16 protein-coding genes are annotated in these 18,206 nt (G+C 69.4%); 5 read left to right on the forward strand and 11 right to left on the reverse strand.

Annotation, left to right across the window (positions count from 1 at the left end):
• Window positions 1-165: 165 nt before the first annotated feature.
• The 4 genes from LOS8367_RS05145 to dapA all read right to left on the reverse strand — a co-directional run bounded on the left by LOS8367_RS05145 (window position 166) and on the right by dapA (window position 3,759).
• Window positions 166-1,350: an amino acid aminotransferase gene (locus tag LOS8367_RS05145; protein WP_085895398.1), complete on the reverse strand. Its 1,185-nt coding sequence runs from the start codon at window positions 1,348-1,350 to the stop codon at window positions 166-168.
• Between the two features lie 2 nt (window positions 1,351-1,352).
• The gene (gene sseA / locus LOS8367_RS05150; protein ID WP_085895399.1) at window positions 1,353-2,234 is read right to left on the reverse strand and encodes a 3-mercaptopyruvate sulfurtransferase; all 882 of its coding nucleotides are present in this window, start codon (window positions 2,232-2,234) and stop codon (window positions 1,353-1,355) included.
• A gap of 64 nt (window positions 2,235-2,298) precedes the next feature.
• Window positions 2,299-2,775 carry an SsrA-binding protein SmpB gene (gene smpB, locus LOS8367_RS05155; RefSeq protein WP_085895400.1) on the reverse strand — a complete coding sequence of 159 codons (477 nt, stop codon included), beginning with the start codon at window positions 2,773-2,775 and terminating at the stop codon, window positions 2,299-2,301.
• 108 nt (window positions 2,776-2,883) lie between these two features.
• The gene (gene dapA / locus LOS8367_RS05160) at window positions 2,884-3,759 is read right to left on the reverse strand and encodes a 4-hydroxy-tetrahydrodipicolinate synthase (RefSeq protein ID WP_085895401.1); all 876 of its coding nucleotides are present in this window, start codon (window positions 3,757-3,759) and stop codon (window positions 2,884-2,886) included.
• A 148-nt stretch (window positions 3,760-3,907) separates the two neighbouring features.
• Between dapA and LOS8367_RS05165 the strand changes: the two genes are divergently transcribed.
• The gene (locus LOS8367_RS05165) at window positions 3,908-6,019 is read left to right on the forward strand and encodes a lytic transglycosylase domain-containing protein (RefSeq protein WP_085895402.1); all 2,112 of its coding nucleotides are present in this window, start codon (window positions 3,908-3,910) and stop codon (window positions 6,017-6,019) included.
• A gap of 1 nt (window position 6,020) precedes the next feature.
• Here the strand turns inward: LOS8367_RS05165 and LOS8367_RS05170 are convergent, their stop codons facing one another.
• Together LOS8367_RS05170 and mnmC2 are read right to left on the reverse strand one after the other, a co-directional pair.
• On the reverse strand, window positions 6,021-6,887 hold the full coding sequence (locus LOS8367_RS05170) for a DMT family transporter (protein ID WP_085895403.1): 867 nt from the start codon (window positions 6,885-6,887) through the stop codon (window positions 6,021-6,023).
• A complete protein-coding gene (gene mnmC2, locus LOS8367_RS05175; RefSeq protein WP_085895404.1) occupies window positions 6,887-7,564 on the reverse strand; it encodes a tRNA (5-methylaminomethyl-2-thiouridine)(34)-methyltransferase MnmC2 in 678 nt (225 codons plus the stop codon). The genes LOS8367_RS05170 and mnmC2 overlap by 1 nt, the downstream gene beginning before the upstream one ends.
• 48 nt (window positions 7,565-7,612) lie before the next feature.
• On the opposite strand from mnmC2, the gene LOS8367_RS05180 reads away from it, so the two are divergent.
• The 3 genes from LOS8367_RS05180 (at window position 7,613) to LOS8367_RS05190 (ending at window position 11,863) form a co-directional block, all read left to right on the forward strand.
• Window positions 7,613-8,659, forward strand: a complete 1,047-nt coding sequence (locus tag LOS8367_RS05180; protein WP_085895405.1) for an NAD(P)/FAD-dependent oxidoreductase — start codon at window positions 7,613-7,615, stop codon at window positions 8,657-8,659.
• A 73-nt stretch (window positions 8,660-8,732) separates the two neighbouring features.
• Window positions 8,733-10,358, forward strand: a complete 1,626-nt coding sequence (locus tag LOS8367_RS05185; RefSeq protein WP_106534967.1) for a thiamine pyrophosphate-binding protein — start codon at window positions 8,733-8,735, stop codon at window positions 10,356-10,358.
• A 119-nt stretch (window positions 10,359-10,477) separates the two neighbouring features.
• Entirely contained in the window at window positions 10,478-11,863 is a 1,386-nt protein-coding gene (locus tag LOS8367_RS05190) for an HWE histidine kinase domain-containing protein (RefSeq protein WP_165761384.1), read from the forward strand.
• On the opposite strand, the gene cobO is transcribed toward LOS8367_RS05190, so the two are convergent.
• The 5 genes from cobO to cobN are packed head-to-tail and all read right to left on the reverse strand — an operon-like array spanning window position 11,860 to window position 17,943.
• On the reverse strand, window positions 11,860-12,468 hold the full coding sequence (cobO, locus tag LOS8367_RS05195; RefSeq protein ID WP_085895408.1) for a cob(I)yrinic acid a,c-diamide adenosyltransferase: 609 nt from the start codon (window positions 12,466-12,468) through the stop codon (window positions 11,860-11,862). The two genes, LOS8367_RS05190 and cobO, sit on opposite strands and share 4 nt — an antisense overlap.
• A 57-nt stretch (window positions 12,469-12,525) precedes the next feature.
• A complete protein-coding gene (locus tag LOS8367_RS05200; protein WP_085895409.1) occupies window positions 12,526-13,263 on the reverse strand; it encodes an LrgB family protein in 738 nt (245 codons plus the stop codon).
• Window positions 13,260-13,610: a CidA/LrgA family protein gene (locus tag LOS8367_RS05205; protein WP_085895410.1), complete on the reverse strand. Its 351-nt coding sequence runs from the start codon at window positions 13,608-13,610 to the stop codon at window positions 13,260-13,262. Before LOS8367_RS05205 ends, LOS8367_RS05200 begins: the two co-directional genes overlap by 4 nt.
• Window positions 13,607-14,251 carry a nucleotidyltransferase family protein gene (locus tag LOS8367_RS05210; protein WP_207569220.1) on the reverse strand — a complete coding sequence of 215 codons (645 nt, stop codon included), beginning with the start codon at window positions 14,249-14,251 and terminating at the stop codon, window positions 13,607-13,609. The genes LOS8367_RS05205 and LOS8367_RS05210 overlap by 4 nt, the downstream gene beginning before the upstream one ends.
• A complete protein-coding gene (gene cobN / locus LOS8367_RS05215) occupies window positions 14,248-17,943 on the reverse strand; it encodes a cobaltochelatase subunit CobN (protein ID WP_085895411.1) in 3,696 nt (1,231 codons plus the stop codon). The genes LOS8367_RS05210 and cobN overlap by 4 nt, the downstream gene beginning before the upstream one ends.
• A gap of 78 nt (window positions 17,944-18,021) precedes the next feature.
• Here cobN and LOS8367_RS05220 point away from each other — a divergent pair, with 78 nt between their 5' ends.
• A complete protein-coding gene (locus LOS8367_RS05220; protein WP_085895412.1) occupies window positions 18,022-18,204 on the forward strand; it encodes a hypothetical protein in 183 nt (60 codons plus the stop codon).
• Window positions 18,205-18,206: the final 2 nt, after the last annotated feature.

Raw genomic sequence — 18,206 nt, forward strand, 5'->3', positions numbered from 1 at the left:
TGGCCTCGGACCCGTTTCGCTGGCAGAACCACCGGGCGGGATCAAAAGTTTCGCGGATTCGTGAGGAAGTGGCGGATTCCGCCATTCCCCTGCCACGCAGGGCGGAAACGCGAAACGCCGCCCCGAGGGGCGGCGTCCGGTAACGTACAGAGGGGCAGGGGCGTCTCAGACGCCGACGTCGATGATCGCCTGCGCCAGCACCGGGATGGTGCGGTCGTTGAGACCGGCGATGTTCATGCGGCTGTCGCCGACCATGTAGATGCCGTGATCGTCGCGCAGCCGCGCCACCTGCTCAGGCGCGGCGCCGAGGCGAGAGAACATGCCGCGATGCTGGGCCAGAAAGTCGAAGCGATCCGAGTTCGACAGGCGCTTGAGCTCGGAAGCGAGCGCCTCGCGCAGCCGCAGCATGCCGGTGCGCACCTCTTCCAGCTCGGCCTGCCAGTCGGCGCGCAGCTCGGCGTCGGTGAGGATCGTGGTGACCACCCGCGCGCCGTGATCGGGCGGGAAGGAGTAGTTCTGCCGGTTCAGATAGGCCAGCGTGCCCTGCGCCTTCCGGGTCTGCGGCACGTCGCGGCCGATCGCCATCAGGATGCCGGTCCGCTCGCGGTAGATGCCGAAGTTCTTCGAGCAGCTGGCGGCGATGATCACCTCGTCGAGCGCGCCCGCGATCAGCCGGGTGGCCGCCGCGTCGGCGTCGAGACCGTCGCCGAAGCCCTGATAGGCGAGGTCGATCATCGGCACGAGATGGCGCGCCTTGAGCGTCGCCACGATCTCGTCCCACTGCTCGGGGCTGGGGTTGGCGCCGGTCGGGTTGTGGCAGCAGCCATGCAGCAGCACCACGTCGCCGGGCTTCGCCTCGGCCAGATCGGCCATCATGCCGGCCATGTCGACCGAGCGGGTCTCGCTGTCAAAATAGCGGTAGTTGCGGGTCTTCGCGTCGAGATGCTTGAGGATCGACAGGTGGTTCGGCCAGGTCGGGTCGGAGACCCAGATCGTGGCTTCGGGCGAGGCCATGCCGATCATCTCGAAGGCCTGGCGCACCGCGCCGGTGCCGCCCGGGGTCGCCACGGCGGCGACCCGGTCGCGCGGCAGCGTGTCGCCGAGCACCAGCTCGATCATCGCGTCGGCAAAGGCCGGATCGCCCGCGAGCGCGGTGTAGCTCTTGGTGTCCTGGGTCTCGAGCAGCCGCGCCTCGGCGGTCTTGACCGCGCGCATGATGGGGGTGCGGCCCTCGGCGTCCTTGTAGACGCCGACGCCGAGATCGATCTTGTCGTCGCGCGGATCGGCCTTGTAGGCGCTCATCAGCGCCAGGATCTTGTCGGCCGGCTGGTCGGTCAGGTGCTCGAACATGTCTATCCTTCGAGGTTGTCTTTGGCGGGGCCGGTTTCCACCGGCAGGTCGGGGTACATGCCCCATTCGGACCAAGAGCCATCATAGAGCTGGTGGTCGGTCTTGCCGATGCGCTCGAGCGCCAGCGACAGCACCGCCGCCGTCACGCCAGAGCCGCAGCTGGTGATCACGGGGCGGTCGAGATCGACGCCCGCCTCCGCGAAGGCGGCGCGGATGCCCGCCTCGTCCTTCATGGTGCCGTCGGGGCGCAGCAAGTTGCGGAAGAACAGGTTGCGCGACCCGGGGATGTGGCCCGCGCGCAGCCCGGCGCGGGGCTCGGGCGCGCTGCCCTCAAACCGGGCCGAGGCGCGGGCGTCGATGATGACATGGCTGCCGAGCTTCACGGCGCGGGCCACCTCTGTGGCGTCGACCACCATGTCGCGGCGCGGATTCACCGTCAGGTGCCGGTCGCGCAGCGGCGTGGCCTCGGCGGTGAGCGGCCGGCCCTCGGCGCGCCATTTCGGCAGCCCGCCATCGAGCACCGCCACCTCTTCCTTGCCCATCAGCCTGAACAGCCAGCGCACCCGCGCCGCCGAGAAGAGCCCGGCGCCGTCATAGACCACGATCCGGTGGCCGTCGCCCACGCCCATGGCGCGCAGCTTCGAGACGAATTTTTCGGGCGGCGGCGCCATGTGGGGCAGGCCACTGCGGTGGTCCGAGATGTCGTCGATGTCGAAAAAACGGGCGCCGGGGATATGTGCCTGGCGGTATTCGGCGCGGCCATCGCGACCGGTGTCGGGCAGATACCACGACGCGTCGAGAATCCGCAGGTCCGGGTCCTTCAGCCGCTCGGCCAGCCAGCGGGTGGAGACGAGCGTGCGGGGATCGTCGGCGGTCTCGGGCATGCGTTACCTCGGGTCGGGGCGCTCGGCGGAGCAGTAGCCCCCCGGCCCGCCGGGTGCAAGCCGCTCAGACCCCTTCGCGCAGCAGCCGTTGCTTCTGGCGGCCCCAGTCGCGCTTGGCCTCGGTGGCGCGTTTGTCGTGCAGCTTCTTGCCCTTGGCGATGGCGATCTTCAGCTTCACCAGCCCGCGATCGTTGAAATACATCACCAGCGGCACGATGGTCATGCCCTCGCGCTGGGTGGCGTTCCCCAGCCGCACCAGCTCCTTCTGCTTGACCAGGAGCTTGCGCTTGCGCCGTTCCTCGTGGCCGAAGGTGCGGCCCGCGTCATAGGGCGCGATATAGGCGTTGGTGAGCCACAGCTCGCCATCCTCGACCGCGGCATAGCTCTCGGCGATGTTGGACTGGCCGGTGCGCAGGCTCTTGACCTCCGACCCCATCAGCATGATCCCGCATTCGAGATCGCTCTCGATCGCGTAATCGTAGCGGGCCCGCCGGTTCTCGGCGATCACCTTGTAGTTCTTGTTCTGCTCTTTCTTGGCCATGCGCCCGATCTAGGGATGCGGGGCGCGCAAGTCCAGCACCGCCCCTCCGGTTCATCTTTCTTCAAATACGCATGGCGCCCGGCCAGCCCCCTGCGGGGCCGATCCGGTTCAGTGCCCGATCAGCCCGGCATGGCGCAGCGCGTCCTTGATCGCCAGACGCGTGCCTTCGAGCGGCGTGGTCAGCGGCGAGCGCACCTCGTCGCGGCACAGGCCGAGCACGCTCATCGCGTATTTCGCGCCCGCCACGCCCGGCTCCATGAAGATCGCCTCGTGCAGCGGCATCAGCCGGTCCAAGAGGTCGAGCGCGGTGTCGTAGCGGCCCCGGAGCGTCGCATCCTGGAACTCGGCGCAGAGCCGCGGCGCGACGTTGGCGGTGACCGAGATGCAGCCCCGGCCGCCATGGGCGTTGAAGCCCAGCGCGGTCGCGTCCTCGCCCGAGAGCTGCAGGAAGTCGGCGCCGCAATGGATTCGCTGCTTCGGCACGCGGCTCAAATCGCCGGTCGCGTCCTTGACGCCGATGATCATCGGGTGGCGGGCCAGCTCGCCCATGGTGGTGGGCGTCATGTCGACGACCGAGCGGCCGGGAATGTTGTAGATGACGATCGGCAGGCCGCACTCGGCGGCGGCCATGAAATGCGCCACCAGCCCGCGCTGCGTCGGCTTGTTGTAATAGGGCGTGACCACGAGGGCGGCATCGGCGCCCGCAGCCTTGGCTGCCTCGACCAGCCGCACGGTCTCGGTCGTGTTGTTCGAGCCGGCGCCGGCGATCACGGGGATTCGGCCGGCGGCGGTTTTCACCACGGTCTCGACGACGAGGTCGTGCTCCTCATGGGTCAGCGTCGGGCTTTCCCCGGTGGTGCCGACGGGCACGAGGCCGTTGCTGCCCTCCGCGACATGCCATTCGACCAGTTTCTTCAGCGTCTCGAGGTCCACCTGGCCATCTGCGAAGGGGGTGACGAGGGCCGGGAGAGATCCCTTGAACATGTGAGGCGTCCTGAGTCCGGGGGGGTAAAATCGCGCGGACCCTAGACGGCTTTCCGCGGCTTGCCAAGTTTGTGAGTTGCGCCTTAACCCGGTACCCTTAGGTTGACGGTCCATGCCGAGAGACACGGAAATCCCGGAGCAGCCACGCATGACGACACCCATCCGATTCTCCACCGCCCTCGCCACCGTTCTGGCGTTCTGGGCCCCCGCGCTGCCGGCCAAGGCCGATATCGAGGCCGCGCTCGACGCGGCCGAGCGCCGCGACTGGACCCAGGCGCGGGCGCTTGCGGCGCCGCTGGGCGATGTGGCGCTCGATCTGGTGACCTGGGAACGACTGCAGGCCGGGCAGGGCGCCTGGGAGGAGTACGTCGCCTTCGTCGCGGCGCATCCCGACTGGCCGCGGCTTGAGCAGATCCGCGCCGAGGGCGAGCGCGACATGCCCAAGGGCCTGCCGCCCGAACAGGTGATCGCCTGGTTCGGCGACAATGCGCCCGAGACCGGCGAGGGGGCGGTGCGCCTGGCCGAGGCGCTGATGGCGCAAGGCAAGGTGGACGCCGCGCGCGAGATGCTGATCGAGAGCTGGCTGACGCTGGGGCTCGACGGTTCCGGCCATGCCGCGATGATCGAGGCCTTCGGCGACATCCTTGCGCCGCATCACGCCGACCGGGTCGATGCGATGCTCTGGCGCTGGCGTATTACCGACGCGGAACGGCTGTTCGACACCCTGTCCGCCGATGAACGCCGCGTCGCCGAGGCGCGCGTGGCGTTGATTCGCGACCGCAGCGCGGCGCAGATGCTGGGCCGGGTGCCCGAGCGGCTGCGCGACACACCCGGCATTGCCAATGCCCGGTTCAACCGATTCGCGGACAAGGGCGACTACACCGAGGCGCTGGAGATCATCGAGCGCCATACCGGCAGCGAGGAGACGCTCGGCGATCCGTTCCGCTGGGCCTCGTGGCGCGCGACTCTGGCGCGCTGGCTGATGCGGCAGGGAGAGGCCGAGCGGGCCTACAAGCTCGCCAGCCAGCACTTCCTCACCGAGGGCAGCTTCTACGCCGATCTCGAATGGCTCTCGGGCTATATCGCGCTGACCTATCTCGACGATCCCGCCAAGGCGCTGAAGCATTTCCAGCACCTTGAGAGCGACGTCGAAAGCCCGATCTCGTTGGCCCGGGCCGGCTATTGGCAGGGCCGGGCGCGCGAGGCCCGGGGTGCCTATGATCAGGCCGCTCTCGATTACGCGCGCGCGGCGCTGCACCAGACCGCCTTCTACGGGCTGCTGGCCGCCGAAAAGCTCGGCCTGTCGCTCGATCCGGCGCTCACCGGTCACGAGCCGGTGGCCGATTGGCGCCAAGGCGCGTTCCTCAAAGATGACCGCACTCAGGCCGTGGCCTTCCTGCTCGACGCCGGGCAGTACAGCGCCGCGCTGCGCTTCGTCGTGGAGCTGGGCCGTTCGCTCGACCGTGAGGGCATCGCCCAGCTCGGGCGGATGCTGATGGAGCGCGACGAGACGCATCTGGCGCTGACGCTGGGCAAGGCCGCGGCCTACCGACAGATCGTCATCCCCGAGATCTACTTCCCGCTGCACGCCCTGGCCGAGACCGAGCTGCCGGTGGCGCCGGAGCTGGCGATGTCGATCGCCCGCCGCGAGAGCGAGTTCAACATCGGCGTCGGCAGCCCGGTGGGCGCGCTGGGGCTGATGCAGCTGATGCCTGCCACCGCCGAAGAGGTCGCGGGCTGGCTCGGGCTGCCCTATTCGCGTTCCAAGCTGACCACCGACTGGCGCTACAACGCCAAGCTCGGCTCGCGCTACCTTGCCTATCTCGAGGAGACCTTCGGCCAGAGCCCGGTGATGATCTCGGCGGGCTACAATGCCGGTGCCTCGCGGCCGCGCACATGGATGGCCGAGCGCGGCGATCCGCGGATCGGCCAGGCCGACGTGGTCGACTGGATCGAGCACATCCCCTTCACCGAGACCCGTAACTACGTGATGCGGGTGAGCGAATCGATCCCTGTCTACCGGGCCCGGCTGACCGGCGAGACCGGGCCGGTGAACTTCACGGACATCCTGAACGGCAAGCCGCCCTTCGTGCGGCCGCAGGCGCGCGACGCTGACACGGTGGTGGCCGCGACCGAACCGGCGCCGGTGCCGCCCGCCGTCGAGGTCACGCCGGAGGGGCGCGCATCGTCGATGTCGCTGTCGATCCTCGCGCCGATGTCGATCGGCGGCATGCGCCCGCCGCAGCGCCCGGTGGAGTGATCTAGACCGCCTTGCGGTGGGTGCGGATCAGCGTGAACACGCCCGCGCCCACCACGATCGCGGCGCCCAGAGCCACGTTGGGCGCGAGCGTCTCGCCAAAGGCCAAGAGCCCCAGCGACGCGGCGAAGGGCAGCTGCAGATAGGCGAAGGGCTGCACCGCCCCGGCCTCGGCCACCTCGTAGGTCTTGATCAGCAGAAAATGCCCGCCCGCCCCGGTGACGCACAAAAGCGCCATCACGGCCCAGTCCCAGCCCTGCATCGGCTCCCAGTTGGGCAGGCCGATGACGGTCATCAGCACGGCGCCGGTCACGCCGGTCCAGAAAAAGCTCGTCGCCGCCGCGTCGCGCCGCGCGACATAGCGGGTGAGCAGCCCGTAGAGCGCGAACATCACCGCCGCCACCAACGGAAACAGCGCCGCCGGCGCGAAGACCCCGAGACCGGGCTGCAGGATCACCAGCACGCCGACGAAACCGATGCCGATGGCGGCCCAGCGTCGCCAGCCGACGCTTTCGCCCAGGACCGGCCCCGACAGCGCCGCGATCAGCAGCGGGTAGACCGCGAAGATCGCGTGGCTCTCGACCAAACCGAGATGCACGAAGCCGATCACCATGACGCAGATTTCGCCCGCGAGCAGCAGCCCGCGCCCGATCTGCAGGAGCGGCTGCGACGTGTTCGCGGCGGCGCGGATCGAGCCCTTCTGCCGCCGCGCGATGGCGATGACGAAGGCGGCGAAGAACCAGTAGCGGATCATCACCACCATGAAGACGCTGTAATGCTCGGCCAGATAGCGCGAGATCCCGTCCTGCATCGCGAAGACGAAAGTGGTGATCGTCATCAGCAGGATGCCGAGGCGGTTGTCGTTGCGCATCAGGCGGGCTTTCTGGCGATGGTCATGTGTCGCTTGCGCCCGTAGCCCGGCGCCCGCTCGACCTCGAGCCCAGCCGCCGCCAGCGCTCGGCGCACATGGCCCGCGGCGGTATAGCTGGCCAGCGTGCCACCCGGAGCGGTATGCGACGCCACCTCGGCCAGGAGCGCCTCGCCCCAAAGCTCGGGGTTCTTTGCGGGGGCGAAGCCGTCGAGAAACCAGGCATCGGCGCGGCCGTGGTGTCGCGGCAGCGTCTTGCGCGCGTCGCCCACGACGATTTCGAGCGTTACCGCCTCCCCGAAACGGTGCAGCCCCAGCCCGCTCTCCAGCGCCGCGACGAGCCGGGCGGCGCGCGTTGCGAGGGCCGGGAAAGCGGTCAGGGCCCGGGCGGTGTCGGCGGGCGACATCGGAAAGGCCTCGAAGCTGGTGAAGCGCAGCGTGCCGCGCGCGCCCGCCATCTCCCACGCCTCCCATGCGGTGAGGAAGTTGAGCCCGGTGCCGAAGCCGGTCTCCATGATCCGGAAGTCCCCGCCGAAGCGCCCCGGCAGGCCATTGCCCGCGAGAAAGACGTGGCGGGTCTCGGCGAGCCCGTCATGGATCGAGAAATAGGGATCGTCGAAACGGGTCGAAACCGGCACCCGGTCGTCCCGCCAGTCGATCTCCGCCCGCTGGTCGTTCATGCGCGTCTGCCCTAGGTTGCGGCCTCGTGATGACGGGGGCGGTGGGCGATGGCAAGCGTGGATCTGACGGTGATGGGCGCCGGGGCCTGGGGGCTCTCGGTCGCGGTGGCCTGCGCCCGGCGCGGGGCGCATGTACGGGTGATCGATCCCCACGGACCGGCCGCCGGCGCCTCCGGCGGCATCGTCGGCGCTCTGGCCCCACATGTGCCGGAGCAATGGAACGAGAAAAAGGCGTTCCAGCTCGAGGCGCTCCTGATGGCCGAGGAATACTGGGCCGACATCGCCCGGCTCTCCGGCGCCGATCCCGGCTATGCCCGCACCGGACGGCTGCAGCCGCTGGCCGATGCGGCGGCGGTGGCGCGGGCCGAAGAGCGGGCGCGCGGCGCCGATGATCTGTGGCAGGGCCGGGCGGAATGGCGCGTGATCGCGGCGCCGGGCGGCGACTGGACACCCGCTAGCCCCTCGGGGCGGCTGGTGCATGATACGCTCACCGCGCGGCTGCATCCGCGCCATGCGACGCTGGCACTGGCGCGCGCGCTCGAGGTGCTGGGCGGCGAGATCACGCGCGACGGGCTGCCCGAGGGGCCGGTAATCTGGGCCACCGGCGTCGCCGGGCTCGAGGAGATATCGGCCTTGGCGGGCAAGACGGCGGGGACCGGCGTGAAGGGGCAGGCGGCGCTGTTGCGGCCGCGTGGATTCGATGCGAGCGACGCGCCGCAGATCTTTGCCGATGGGCTGCACGCGGTGCCGCATGCCGATGGCACGGTGGGGATCGGTTCGACCTCCGAGCGCGACTACGACGACGGCGCCGCCACCGATGCGCAGCTCGACGCGCTGGTGGCACGGGCGCGCGGGCTCTGCCCGGCGCTGGCCGGGGCCGAGGTGGTGGAGCGCTGGGCCGGGGTTCGGCCGCGCGCCCGCTCCCGCGCGCCGATGCTGGGCCCGCACCCGTTTCGCGAAAACGCCTTCATCGCCAATGGCGGGTTCAAGATCGGCTTCGGCCTCGCGCCGCTGGTGGGCGAGGTGCTGGCCGATCTGGTGCTGGAAGGCACCGACCGCATTCCCGAAAGCTTCCGCCCCGAGGCGAGCCTCTGATCGACCGGTCCGCGCCACCTTGCCCGCCGGGCTCGGGGCGGTCATGTTCGGCCCCGCAACGGGGGAGGCGATGATGCGGCACGGCGGACGGATTCTGGTGGAGCAGCTTTCGAGGCTGGGGGTCGAGAGGGTGTTCTCGGTGCCGGGCGAAAGCTTTCTCGCCGTGCTCGACGGGCTGCATGACAGCGCCATCGCCAACGTGGTCTGCCGCCACGAGGGCGGGGCGGCGATGATGGCCGAGGCGCATGGTAAGCTGACCGGCCGGCCCGGCGTCGCCTTCGTCACGCGCGGCCCCGGCGCCACCAACGCCTCTGCCGGGGTGCATGTGGCGCGGCAGGACAGCACGCCGATGGTGCTCTTCGTGGGGCAGATCGCGCGGGGCGACCGCGATCGCGAGGCGTTCCAGGAGGTGGATTACCGCGCCATGTTCGGCGGCCTCGCCAAATGGGTGGCCGAGATCGATGACACCGCGCGCATTCCCGAATATGTCGGGCGCGCCTTCGAGGTGGCGATGTCGGGCCGCCCCGGCCCGGTGGTGTTGGCGCTGCCCGAGGACGTGCTCTCGGGACATGCGGAGACACCGGATCTCGGACCCGCGCCCGAGCGGTTGGCACCCGATCTCTCGAGGGTGGCGGCGCGGATCATGGCACGACTGGCCCGGGCCGAGCGCCCGCTCGTGGTGGTGGGTGGGCCGCATTGGTCGCAGGCCGCCGCCGCCGATCTGGCCCGCTTCGCCGAAACCCAGGGCCTGCCCGTGGCGGCGGGGTTCCGGCGACAGGACTACATGGACAACCGCCATTCCCACTATGTCGGGGACCTGAATGTCGGGGTGAACCCGAGGCTCGCCGAGCGCGTGCGCACAGCCGACGCCATTCTCGCGATCGGCACGCGTCTGGGCGATATCGAGACGCAGGGCTACACGCTGCTCAAGCCCGCGGTCGACGACAAGACGCTGCTCCATGTCCATGCCGATCCGGACGAGATCGGCCGGGTCTGGCGGTCTGAGCTGGCGGCGGTGGCCCCGGCGCCCGCGATGATCTCGGCGATGGCCGCGCTCGATCCCTGCGGCGCCGATTGGTCCGGCTGGACCCGGGACGCGCGCGCGGATTACGAAGGCTGGCTCGTGCCGAAGGAGACCCCCGGCGCGGTGAAACTGGAACGGGTCATCGGCTGGCTTTCGGAGAACCTGCCCGAGGACGCGATCCTGACCAACGGTGCCGGCAACTACGCGGGCTGGCTGCACCGCTATTTCCGGTTCAAGGGGTTCCGAACCCAGCTCGCACCGACGTCGGGCTCGATGGGATACGGCTTTCCGGCGGCGATCGCGGCGGCGCTGGCGCATCCGGGGCGCGCGGTGGTCTGCCTCGCGGGCGATGGCTGCTTCCAGATGACATTGAACGAGATGTCGACGGCGCTGCAGCATGGCGCGGCGCCGATCGTGATCGTTGTCAACAACGGCCGCTATGGCACGATCCGCATGCATCAGGAGCGGCATTTCCCCGGCCGCGTCTCCGGCACGGCGCTGGCCAATCCCGATTTCGCGGAGTTCGCGCGCGCCTATGGCGGGCATGGCGAGGTGGTGGAGTGCGACTCCGATTTCCCCGCGGCCTTCGGGCGGGCGCGCGAGAGCGGGCGTCCGGCGGTGATCGAATTGCGGGTCGATCCGGCGGCGCTTTCGACCGGTCAGGTGCTGGGGTGAGGCAGGTTCGGGCTTGGTACGGCGGCGCACGAAATCCGTAGCACCGACGACTTGCGGTTCAATTGCAATACCCCGACATATAGGTCGGAATGATGAGTAGCGAGAGACCGACAGCGGGAATGGAAGACGTAACGGAGCTGACAGCTGGCGCCGATCATCTGCGGCTGGTTCTGGCCGTGGGCGAAATCGGTGTCTGGGATCTCGACGTGACGACCGGCAAGGCCTGGCGCAGCCTGCGTCACGATCAAATCTTCGGCTACGACAAGCAGCTTCCGTCCTGGAGCTACGAGGATTTCCTCTCCCACGTGGTGGAGGAAGACCGGGCCAGGGTCGACGAGGCCTATGGCACGGCGCTGGCCGAGAAACGCAACTGGTCCTTCGACTGCCGGATCCTGCGCGCCGACGGCAAGCTGCGCTGGATCGCCGCCCATGGCCGCCACGTGGTCGATCCGCAAAACGGGCACGAGCGGATCATCGGCCATGTCATCGACATCACCGAGAGCAAGGAGGCCGAGGAGCGGCTGCGTCTCGTGACCTCCGAACTGAACCACCGCACCCGCAACATGCTGTCGGTTCTGCAGGGCATGGTGCGTATGTCGGCGCGGCGCGCGAGCAGCGTGGCCGATCTCGAACGCAGCCTGCTGGGCCGGATGGAGGCGCTGTCGCGCAGCCATGCGCTGACGGTGCAGCTGTCGGAAAGCGCGCTCAGGATCTGGGACGTGATCAACAGCGCCGTCTCGCCCTTTGCGCCCGAGCCGGACCGCTTTTCAGTCAGCGGCGCCACCGATGCGACGCTGGCGCCGAAGATTGCCGAGAGCCTGTCGCTGGCGCTCTATGAGCTGACCACAAACGCGATCAAGTACGGCGCGCTCAGCACCGGCGAGGGGCGGGTGTCGGTCAATGTCTCCCGGCTCGCCCCGGGGCGGGCACAGGTCGTCTGGCGCGAAACCGGCGGGCCGCGCGTCTCGCCGCCAGCGCAAAGGGGGTTCGGTTCGACCCTGCTGCGCTCGATCCTGCGCGCCGAGGAGGGCGAGGTGCGGATCGACTTCGCCGAGACGGGCGTGGTCTGCGTCATCGAATTGCCGGTGGGCCACGACGTCGCCGAGAGCGAACGGGCGACCCATGGCGAGGGACAGCTCGACGGTCGCCGGGTGATGGTGGTCGAGGACGAGTTCCTGATCGCGATCTCGCTCGAAATGGCGCTGGGCGAACAGGGGGCACTGGTCGAGGGGCCCTATACCCGGCTCGACGAGGCGCAAAAGGCGGTATCGAGCCGGCCCGATGCGGCGGTGCTCGACGTTCGGCTCGGCTCGGAATCGAGCCTGCCCCTGGCGCGCGATCTCGCAGGCCTAGGCGTGCCGCTGCTGTTCGTCACCGGCAATGTCGATGGCGAGGAGCTCAAGCAGGAGTTCCCCGAGGCCCAGGTTCTGTCCAAGCCGGTGAGCGAGGACCGGGTGGTGGCCGAGCTGAAGCGGCTGATCGAACGCCGCCCCGTGGCGCGCTAGAACTCGACGCCGATCTGCGCCTTGATGCCCGAGCGGAAGGGGTGCTTCACCAATTCCATCTCGGTCACCAGATCCGCGGCCTCGATCAGGTCCTCATGCGCGTTGCGCCCGGTGAGCACGACATGGGTCATGCGCGGCTTTTCCTCGCGCAGGAAGGTCACGACCTCGCGGATGTCGAGATATTCGTAGCGCAGCGCGATGTTGATCTCGTCGAGCAGCACCATGCGGTTTTCGGGGTCGCGGATCAGCTCCTTGGCCTTTTCCCAGGCCGCCTGCGCCATCTCGGTATCGCGGGTGCGGTCCTGCGTCTCCCAGGTGAAGCCCTCGCCCATGGTATGGAACTGGCAGACATCCGAGAAGCGCTCGAGGATCAGGTCGCGCTCGCCCGTGGACATGCCGCCCTTGATGAACTGCACCACGGCGCATTGCATCTCGTGGGCGATGCAGCGGAAGATCATTCCGAAGGCGGCCGAAGACTTGCCCTTGCCCTTGCCGGTATGAACGATGATCAGGCCTTTCTCGTCGGTCTTGGTGGCCATGATCTTGTCGCGCGCGGCCTTCTTCTTGGCCATCTTCATCGCGTGGCGGTCGGTGTCGTCGGTCATCTCATGGCTCCTCTTCGGGGCGCCAGACTGCGCCAGAGCCGGTCGCTCCGCAACCCGTCAGCCGGTCAGCCAGGCGACCAGCCACGGCGCGAGCAGCGGCGCGATCAACGCCGTCAGCAGCGCGTTCAGCCCCATGCCGATGCCGGCGAAGGCGCCCGCCGTCTCGTTGATCTGGAACGCCCGCGCCGTGCCGATGCCATGCGCCGCCACGCCCACGGCGAGGCCGCGCGCGCGCCAGTCGCGGATCCGGAACAGGTTCAAAAGCGGCGTCGCGACAACGGCGCCGGTGATGCCGGTGATGATCACCAGCACCGCCGTCAGGTTCGGCGCACCGCCGATCGTCTCGGACACGCCGAGTGCCACGGGTGCCGTCACCGATTTCGGCGCCAGCGACAGCAGCGTCTCGCCCCTGAGCCCGAAGGCCGCGCCGATGGCCACGGCGGTGACCAGAGCGGTGACCGAACCTGCCGCCAGTGCCGCCAGCATCGGCCAGAAGGCGGAGCGGATGAGCCTGAGATTGGCATAAAGGGGTAAGGCCAGCGCGACGGTTGCGGGACCGAGCATGAAATGCACGAACTGCGCGCCTTCGAAATAGCTCTGATAGGGCGTGCCGGTGACACGCAGCAGCAGCGCTAGCAGCGCCACCGCGACCAGCACCGGGTTCACCAGTGGTTTGCGCCCGGCGCGGCGGAACGCCAGATCGCCCAAGCCATAGGCCACCAGCGTCGCGGTCAGCCACAACAGCGGGTCCTGGCGCAGATAGGTCCAGATTTCGGCGGGATCGGCGGGGGTCATTCCGAGGCCCCGGTGAGCCGTGCCACGGCGAGGAAGACGTAGACGCCTGCGAGGATCGCCGCGACGGTCGAGAGCAGCAGCGCCGCGATCAGCGCCACGCCGTCGCGGCCCAGCGTGTCGAGATGCCCGACCACGCCGACACCGGCCGGCACGAACAGCAGCGACAGGTGCGTGAGCAGCGCCGAGGTCGTCGGGGCGATCCGTTCGGCGAGAGCGGGGCGCAGGATCAGTGCCGCGAAGAGCAGCGCCATGCCGATCACCGGGCCGGGTACGGGCAGGCCGAGACCCCTTGCCGCGACCTCCCCCGCGAGCTGGCAGGCGAGCAGGACGACGAGATTGACGATCATGTAGCCTCCGGGCGGCTTGGGTGGCTCTCAGTTAGAAGCGGGGATGCGGGATGTCGAACGTGTAGGGTCTCCGGCCATGGCTCGATCGTCAGCTCGGGCCAACATGCCTTCTGCCGTGTCGCCTTGGCCTCGTGCGTGGCGCGGTTCGGCAGGATCGGGTTCGGCACGACCCGCATCGCGAAGACATCTTCGAGGCCGTAGGGCGCGTAGATGTCGAAGCCGTCATCGGGGCGCAGCCGCATGCCGACGCAATGCGTGCGCGACGCGAAGTGGTCGATCCCTTCGCGGCTCGACGCGTAATCCGGGCAGGCATGGCCGAAGCGGTCACGATACCACAGCGGCACCCGCGCCTGGTTGCGGATCTCGACCGGTGGCGCGGGGACGAAGAACGGCGCGGCGCGGCGGATCACGCGGTCCTCGGCCGCCCAGCTCGTGTCAGGGTCGAAATAGAACAGGTCGATATCCTTGACCCCGTGCAGCGCCGGGCGCCCGGTGAGCGCGTTCCACACCGCGCCGTAGAGCGCGCCCGAGACGATCCACCAATCGGGCAGGTCGAGCGCGCGGGCCGCACGGAAGGCGGCCATGAGCTCCGGCGTGGCGCGGATGATCCCGACCAGCCGTTCCTGAAGCGCCTCGCTCACCGCAGTGCCTCGATCCGGGCACGGGCCGAGTTCGAGCGCGGCTGCCACAGCCCGCGGTCGATCGCCTCCTGCAGCCGCTCGGCGATCTCCCTGAGCGCTGGCGGGTTGTGCTCGGCGATGAAGTCGCGCGTGTCCTCGTCGGCCAGCACCGCCTCTTCGACGAGGTCGAAATGGTGGTTCTTCACTGCCCGCGTGGTGGCGGCGAAGGCGAAAAGGTAGTCGATCGTCGCCGCGATCTCGAAGGCGCCCTTGTAGCCGTGGCGCTTCACGCCATCGATCCATTTCGGGTTCACCACGCGGCTTCGCACGACGCGGGCGATTTCTTCGTCGAGGCTGCGGATGACCGGGCGTTCCGGACGCGAATGATCGTTGTGGTAGATCGGCCGATCTCGGCCCTGAAGGCTCGCGATGGCCGCCGCCGCGCCGCCCTCGAACTGGTAGTAGTCGTCACTGTCGAGGATGTCGTGCTCGCGGTTGTCCTGGTTCTGCACGATCGCCTCGACCTGCCCGAGCCGCGCGGCGAACCCATCGCGGTCGGCCGCGCCCTCCTGTCCCGCGCCATAGGCATAGCCGCCCCAGTCGAGATAGGCGGCCCCCAGATCGGCGCGCTCGGTCCAGATCCGCTCGTCGATCAGGGCCTGAAGGCCGGCTCCGTAAGCGCCGGGCTTCGAGCCATAGACCCGTGCGGCGGACTCGCCCGCGCGCACCCGCGCAGCCGCCGGGTTGATGTCCTCCGCCTCGTCCAATGCCTGCACGGCGCGGGCCGCGCTGTCGACCAATGCCACCAGCTGCGGGAAGGCGTCGCGGAAGAAGCCCGAGATGCGCAATGTCACGTCGACGCGCGGCCGACCCAGCACGCCTTCGGGCAGCACCTCGAAGCCGGTAACGCGGCGATTGGCGGCATCCCATGTGGGCTTCACGCCCATCAGGGCCAGCGCCTGCGCGATGTCGTCGCCGCCCGTGCGCATGTTGGCGGTGCCCCATGCGGTGACCAGCATGCTGCGCGGCCAGTCGCCATGGTCCTGCAGGTGCTTTTCGACCAGCAGGTTCGCCGATTTCCAGCCCAGCGCCCAAGCCGTGGGCGTCGGCACGGCACGCGCGTCGACAGAGAAGAAATTGCGCCCCGTCGGTAACACGTCGGGTCGCCCGCGCGTCGGCGCGCCCGACGGGCCGGGCGCCACGGCGCGGCCATCGAGACCGGTGAGCAGGCCCGCGCCTTCGGCCGGGCCGCAGGCGGCGATGGCGGGGCGGAGCTTCGTTTCGATCTCTTCCAGAACGGCGGCGGAGGCGGGGCCCGGGGCAGGGGCCTTGCCGTCAAGCAGGCGCTGGCACAGCTCCTCCAGCCGCTCTACCGTGTCGCCCGCGCTGCGCCACTTGCCCTCGCCCGAAAGCGCCTCGGGGCGCGGACCGTCCCACGCGGCGGCCATTTCGCAATCGAGCGGGTCGAAGCCCAGGGACAGGTCATCGGCCAGCGCGCGCAGGATCGAGGCCGCGCCTGTGCCGCGCGGCACGCGGGCCAGGGCGATGGCGAGGTCGCGCTCCTGCCGTCCCTCGGGGCTTTGCCCGAACACGTGCAACCCGTCGCGGATCTGCGCTTCCTTCAACTCGCACAGCCAGGCGTCGAGCTTGGCGAGATCGGTGTCGGCCTGTCCCGAGAACCCGGCATCCGAGGCAAGGCCAGTGGTCTCGGCGAGGCTCAGGATCTCGCGCCGCAGATGGGTGATGCGGCGCGGATCGACGCCCGCGGCCTCGTAATATTCGTCCACCAGCGCTTCGAGGTCACGCAGCGGGCCATAGCTCTCGGCGCGGGTCAGCGGCGGGGTCAGGTGGTCGATGACGACCGCCTGCGCGCGCCGCTTGGCCTGCGTGCCCTCGCCCGGATCGTTGACGATGAACGGGTAGAGGTGCGGGGTCGCGCCCAGCGCGATCTCGGGCCAGCAGGTCTCCGACAGTGCCACGGCCTTGCCCGGCAGCCATTCGAGATTGCCATGCTTGCCCATATGCACCACCGCATCCGCGCCCCAGTGGTGGCGCAGCCAGAAGTGGAAGGCGAGGTAGTGGTGGGGCGGCACAAGATCGGGCGAGTGGTAGGTCTCGGTCGGGTCGATGTTGTAGCCCCGCGCGGGCTGCAGCCCGACCACCGCATTGCCGAAGCGGTGCAGCGACAGGGCGAAGCCGCGGCAGGGCCCGCCGTCGGAATTGCGTATTTGGGGAAAGATGAAAGGGTCGTCGCCTGGCGGACCCCAGCGGTCGAGAATCTGCTGCTTGGCGGCCCAGGGGAGGTCGCTGAAATGGCGCTCGTACTCCTCGAGCGGCAGCACCTCGCCGCCCTCGCGCGTCGCGCGGTCCGTCAGCCAGTTGGTCGGCCCCGCCATCAGCCGGTCCATCAGCGCCTGCGCGTCCTCGGGCGTGTCCTCGACGGCATAGCCCGCGCCCTGCATCAGCTTGAGCGCGTGAACGGTGGCGGCGGGCGTGTCGAGGCCGACGCCGTTGGCAAGGCGGCCATCCTTGTTGGGGTAGTTGGCCAGCACGAGCGCCACCTTGCGATCGCAGGCGGGCGTGGCGCGCAACTTGGCCCAACGCGCCGCCAGCTCGGCCACGAAGGTGATCCGGTCGGCGCGAGGCTGGTAGGTGGCAACGCGGCATTGGGTCGCCTCGTCGAAGAAAGCTTCGCCCTTGAAGCCGATGGCGCGGCTCAGGATCCGTCCGTCGACCTCCGGCAGCGCCACGTTCATCGCGATGTCGCGCGCCGAGAGACCGGTCAGGCCCTCTTCCCAGACCTCCTCGCTGCTGGCCGAGAGCACGATCTGGAACACCGGGGCCTCGTTGGCCTCTGGGGTGGCGAGCGGGTTGAGGGCCGAGGCGTCGCCTGCGCTCGCGCCTCCCGTCGCGAAGGAGGTGGCGTTGAGGATCACCGAAGGCGGCGCGGCCTCCATCAGCCCGGTCAGCGTGTCGCGCGAGACCGGGTCCTTGAGCGAAGCCACGAAGATCGGCATCGGGTTCAGCCCGGCCCGCAACAAGGCCCGCACCAGCCGGTCGATCGGCGCCAGCTGCGCGCCTTGCAGCAGCGCCCGGTAGAATACCACCGGCACCACCTGAGCATCTTCGGCCCAAGCCTCGCGCAGCCGGTCGAGATCGGCGATGCCGAGGCCGGGCCAGTAGAGCCCGGCGCGCAATAGCGGGCGGGCGGCCTGGGGCGGTTCGGTGCCGTCGAGCATGTGGCGCGCATGAGCGAGAAAGTTTTCCGCGTTTTCGGGGCCGCCCTCGACGAGGTAGGACCACAGCGCGTCGTAATCCGCAGGTCTCACGGTCGACAGTTCGCGCAGCTCCGGGTCCGGCTTGTCGTCACCGGGCAGGGCGGCGAAGGGCACGCCAGCCTCGGCCAGCCGTGCGGCGTATTGCACCAGCCCGTATTTCCAGTAGCCCGAGCCCCCCAGCACGCGCGCCACGACGAGGCGCGATCTCGTCGCGCAATCGTCGAGATGCAGGTCCACCGACATCGGGTGCTGCAGATGCATCAGGCTCGCCAGCCGCAGATCGGGCGCGTCCGGCATCGAGGCCCGCGCCGAGCTCAGCGCGGCGAGCTCGGTGTCGGCGGCGGAAATGACGACGAGGTCGCCGGGCGTCTGGCCGAGATCGACGGCCTCGGTGCCGTCGGAGACGGTGCCCGGCGTGGCGGCGAGAAGATGCATGGCGGCCCTTTCGTGAACGCTTGCGAAGCCCCGCGCGTTGGGGCAGGGAACGGCACCCCCCAGTTACAGGAGCGGATGATGGATTACAGCAAGTCGGGCGGGCCCCGTCAGGGCCGCAATACGCCCAAGCACCGCGAGCACAACGAGCGCGGCACCGAGAAGACCCCCTATGACAAGCGCGACGACAAGGCCGAGCTGCTCAAGCGCATGAAGGAGGCCGCGAAGAAGGCCGCCGGGAAAGCGCCCGAGCCCAAGGGCTGAGG

The sequence above is a fragment of the Limimaricola soesokkakensis genome (genome assembly GCF_900172345.1).
Classification (GTDB): Bacteria; Pseudomonadota; Alphaproteobacteria; order Rhodobacterales; family Rhodobacteraceae; genus Limimaricola; species Limimaricola soesokkakensis.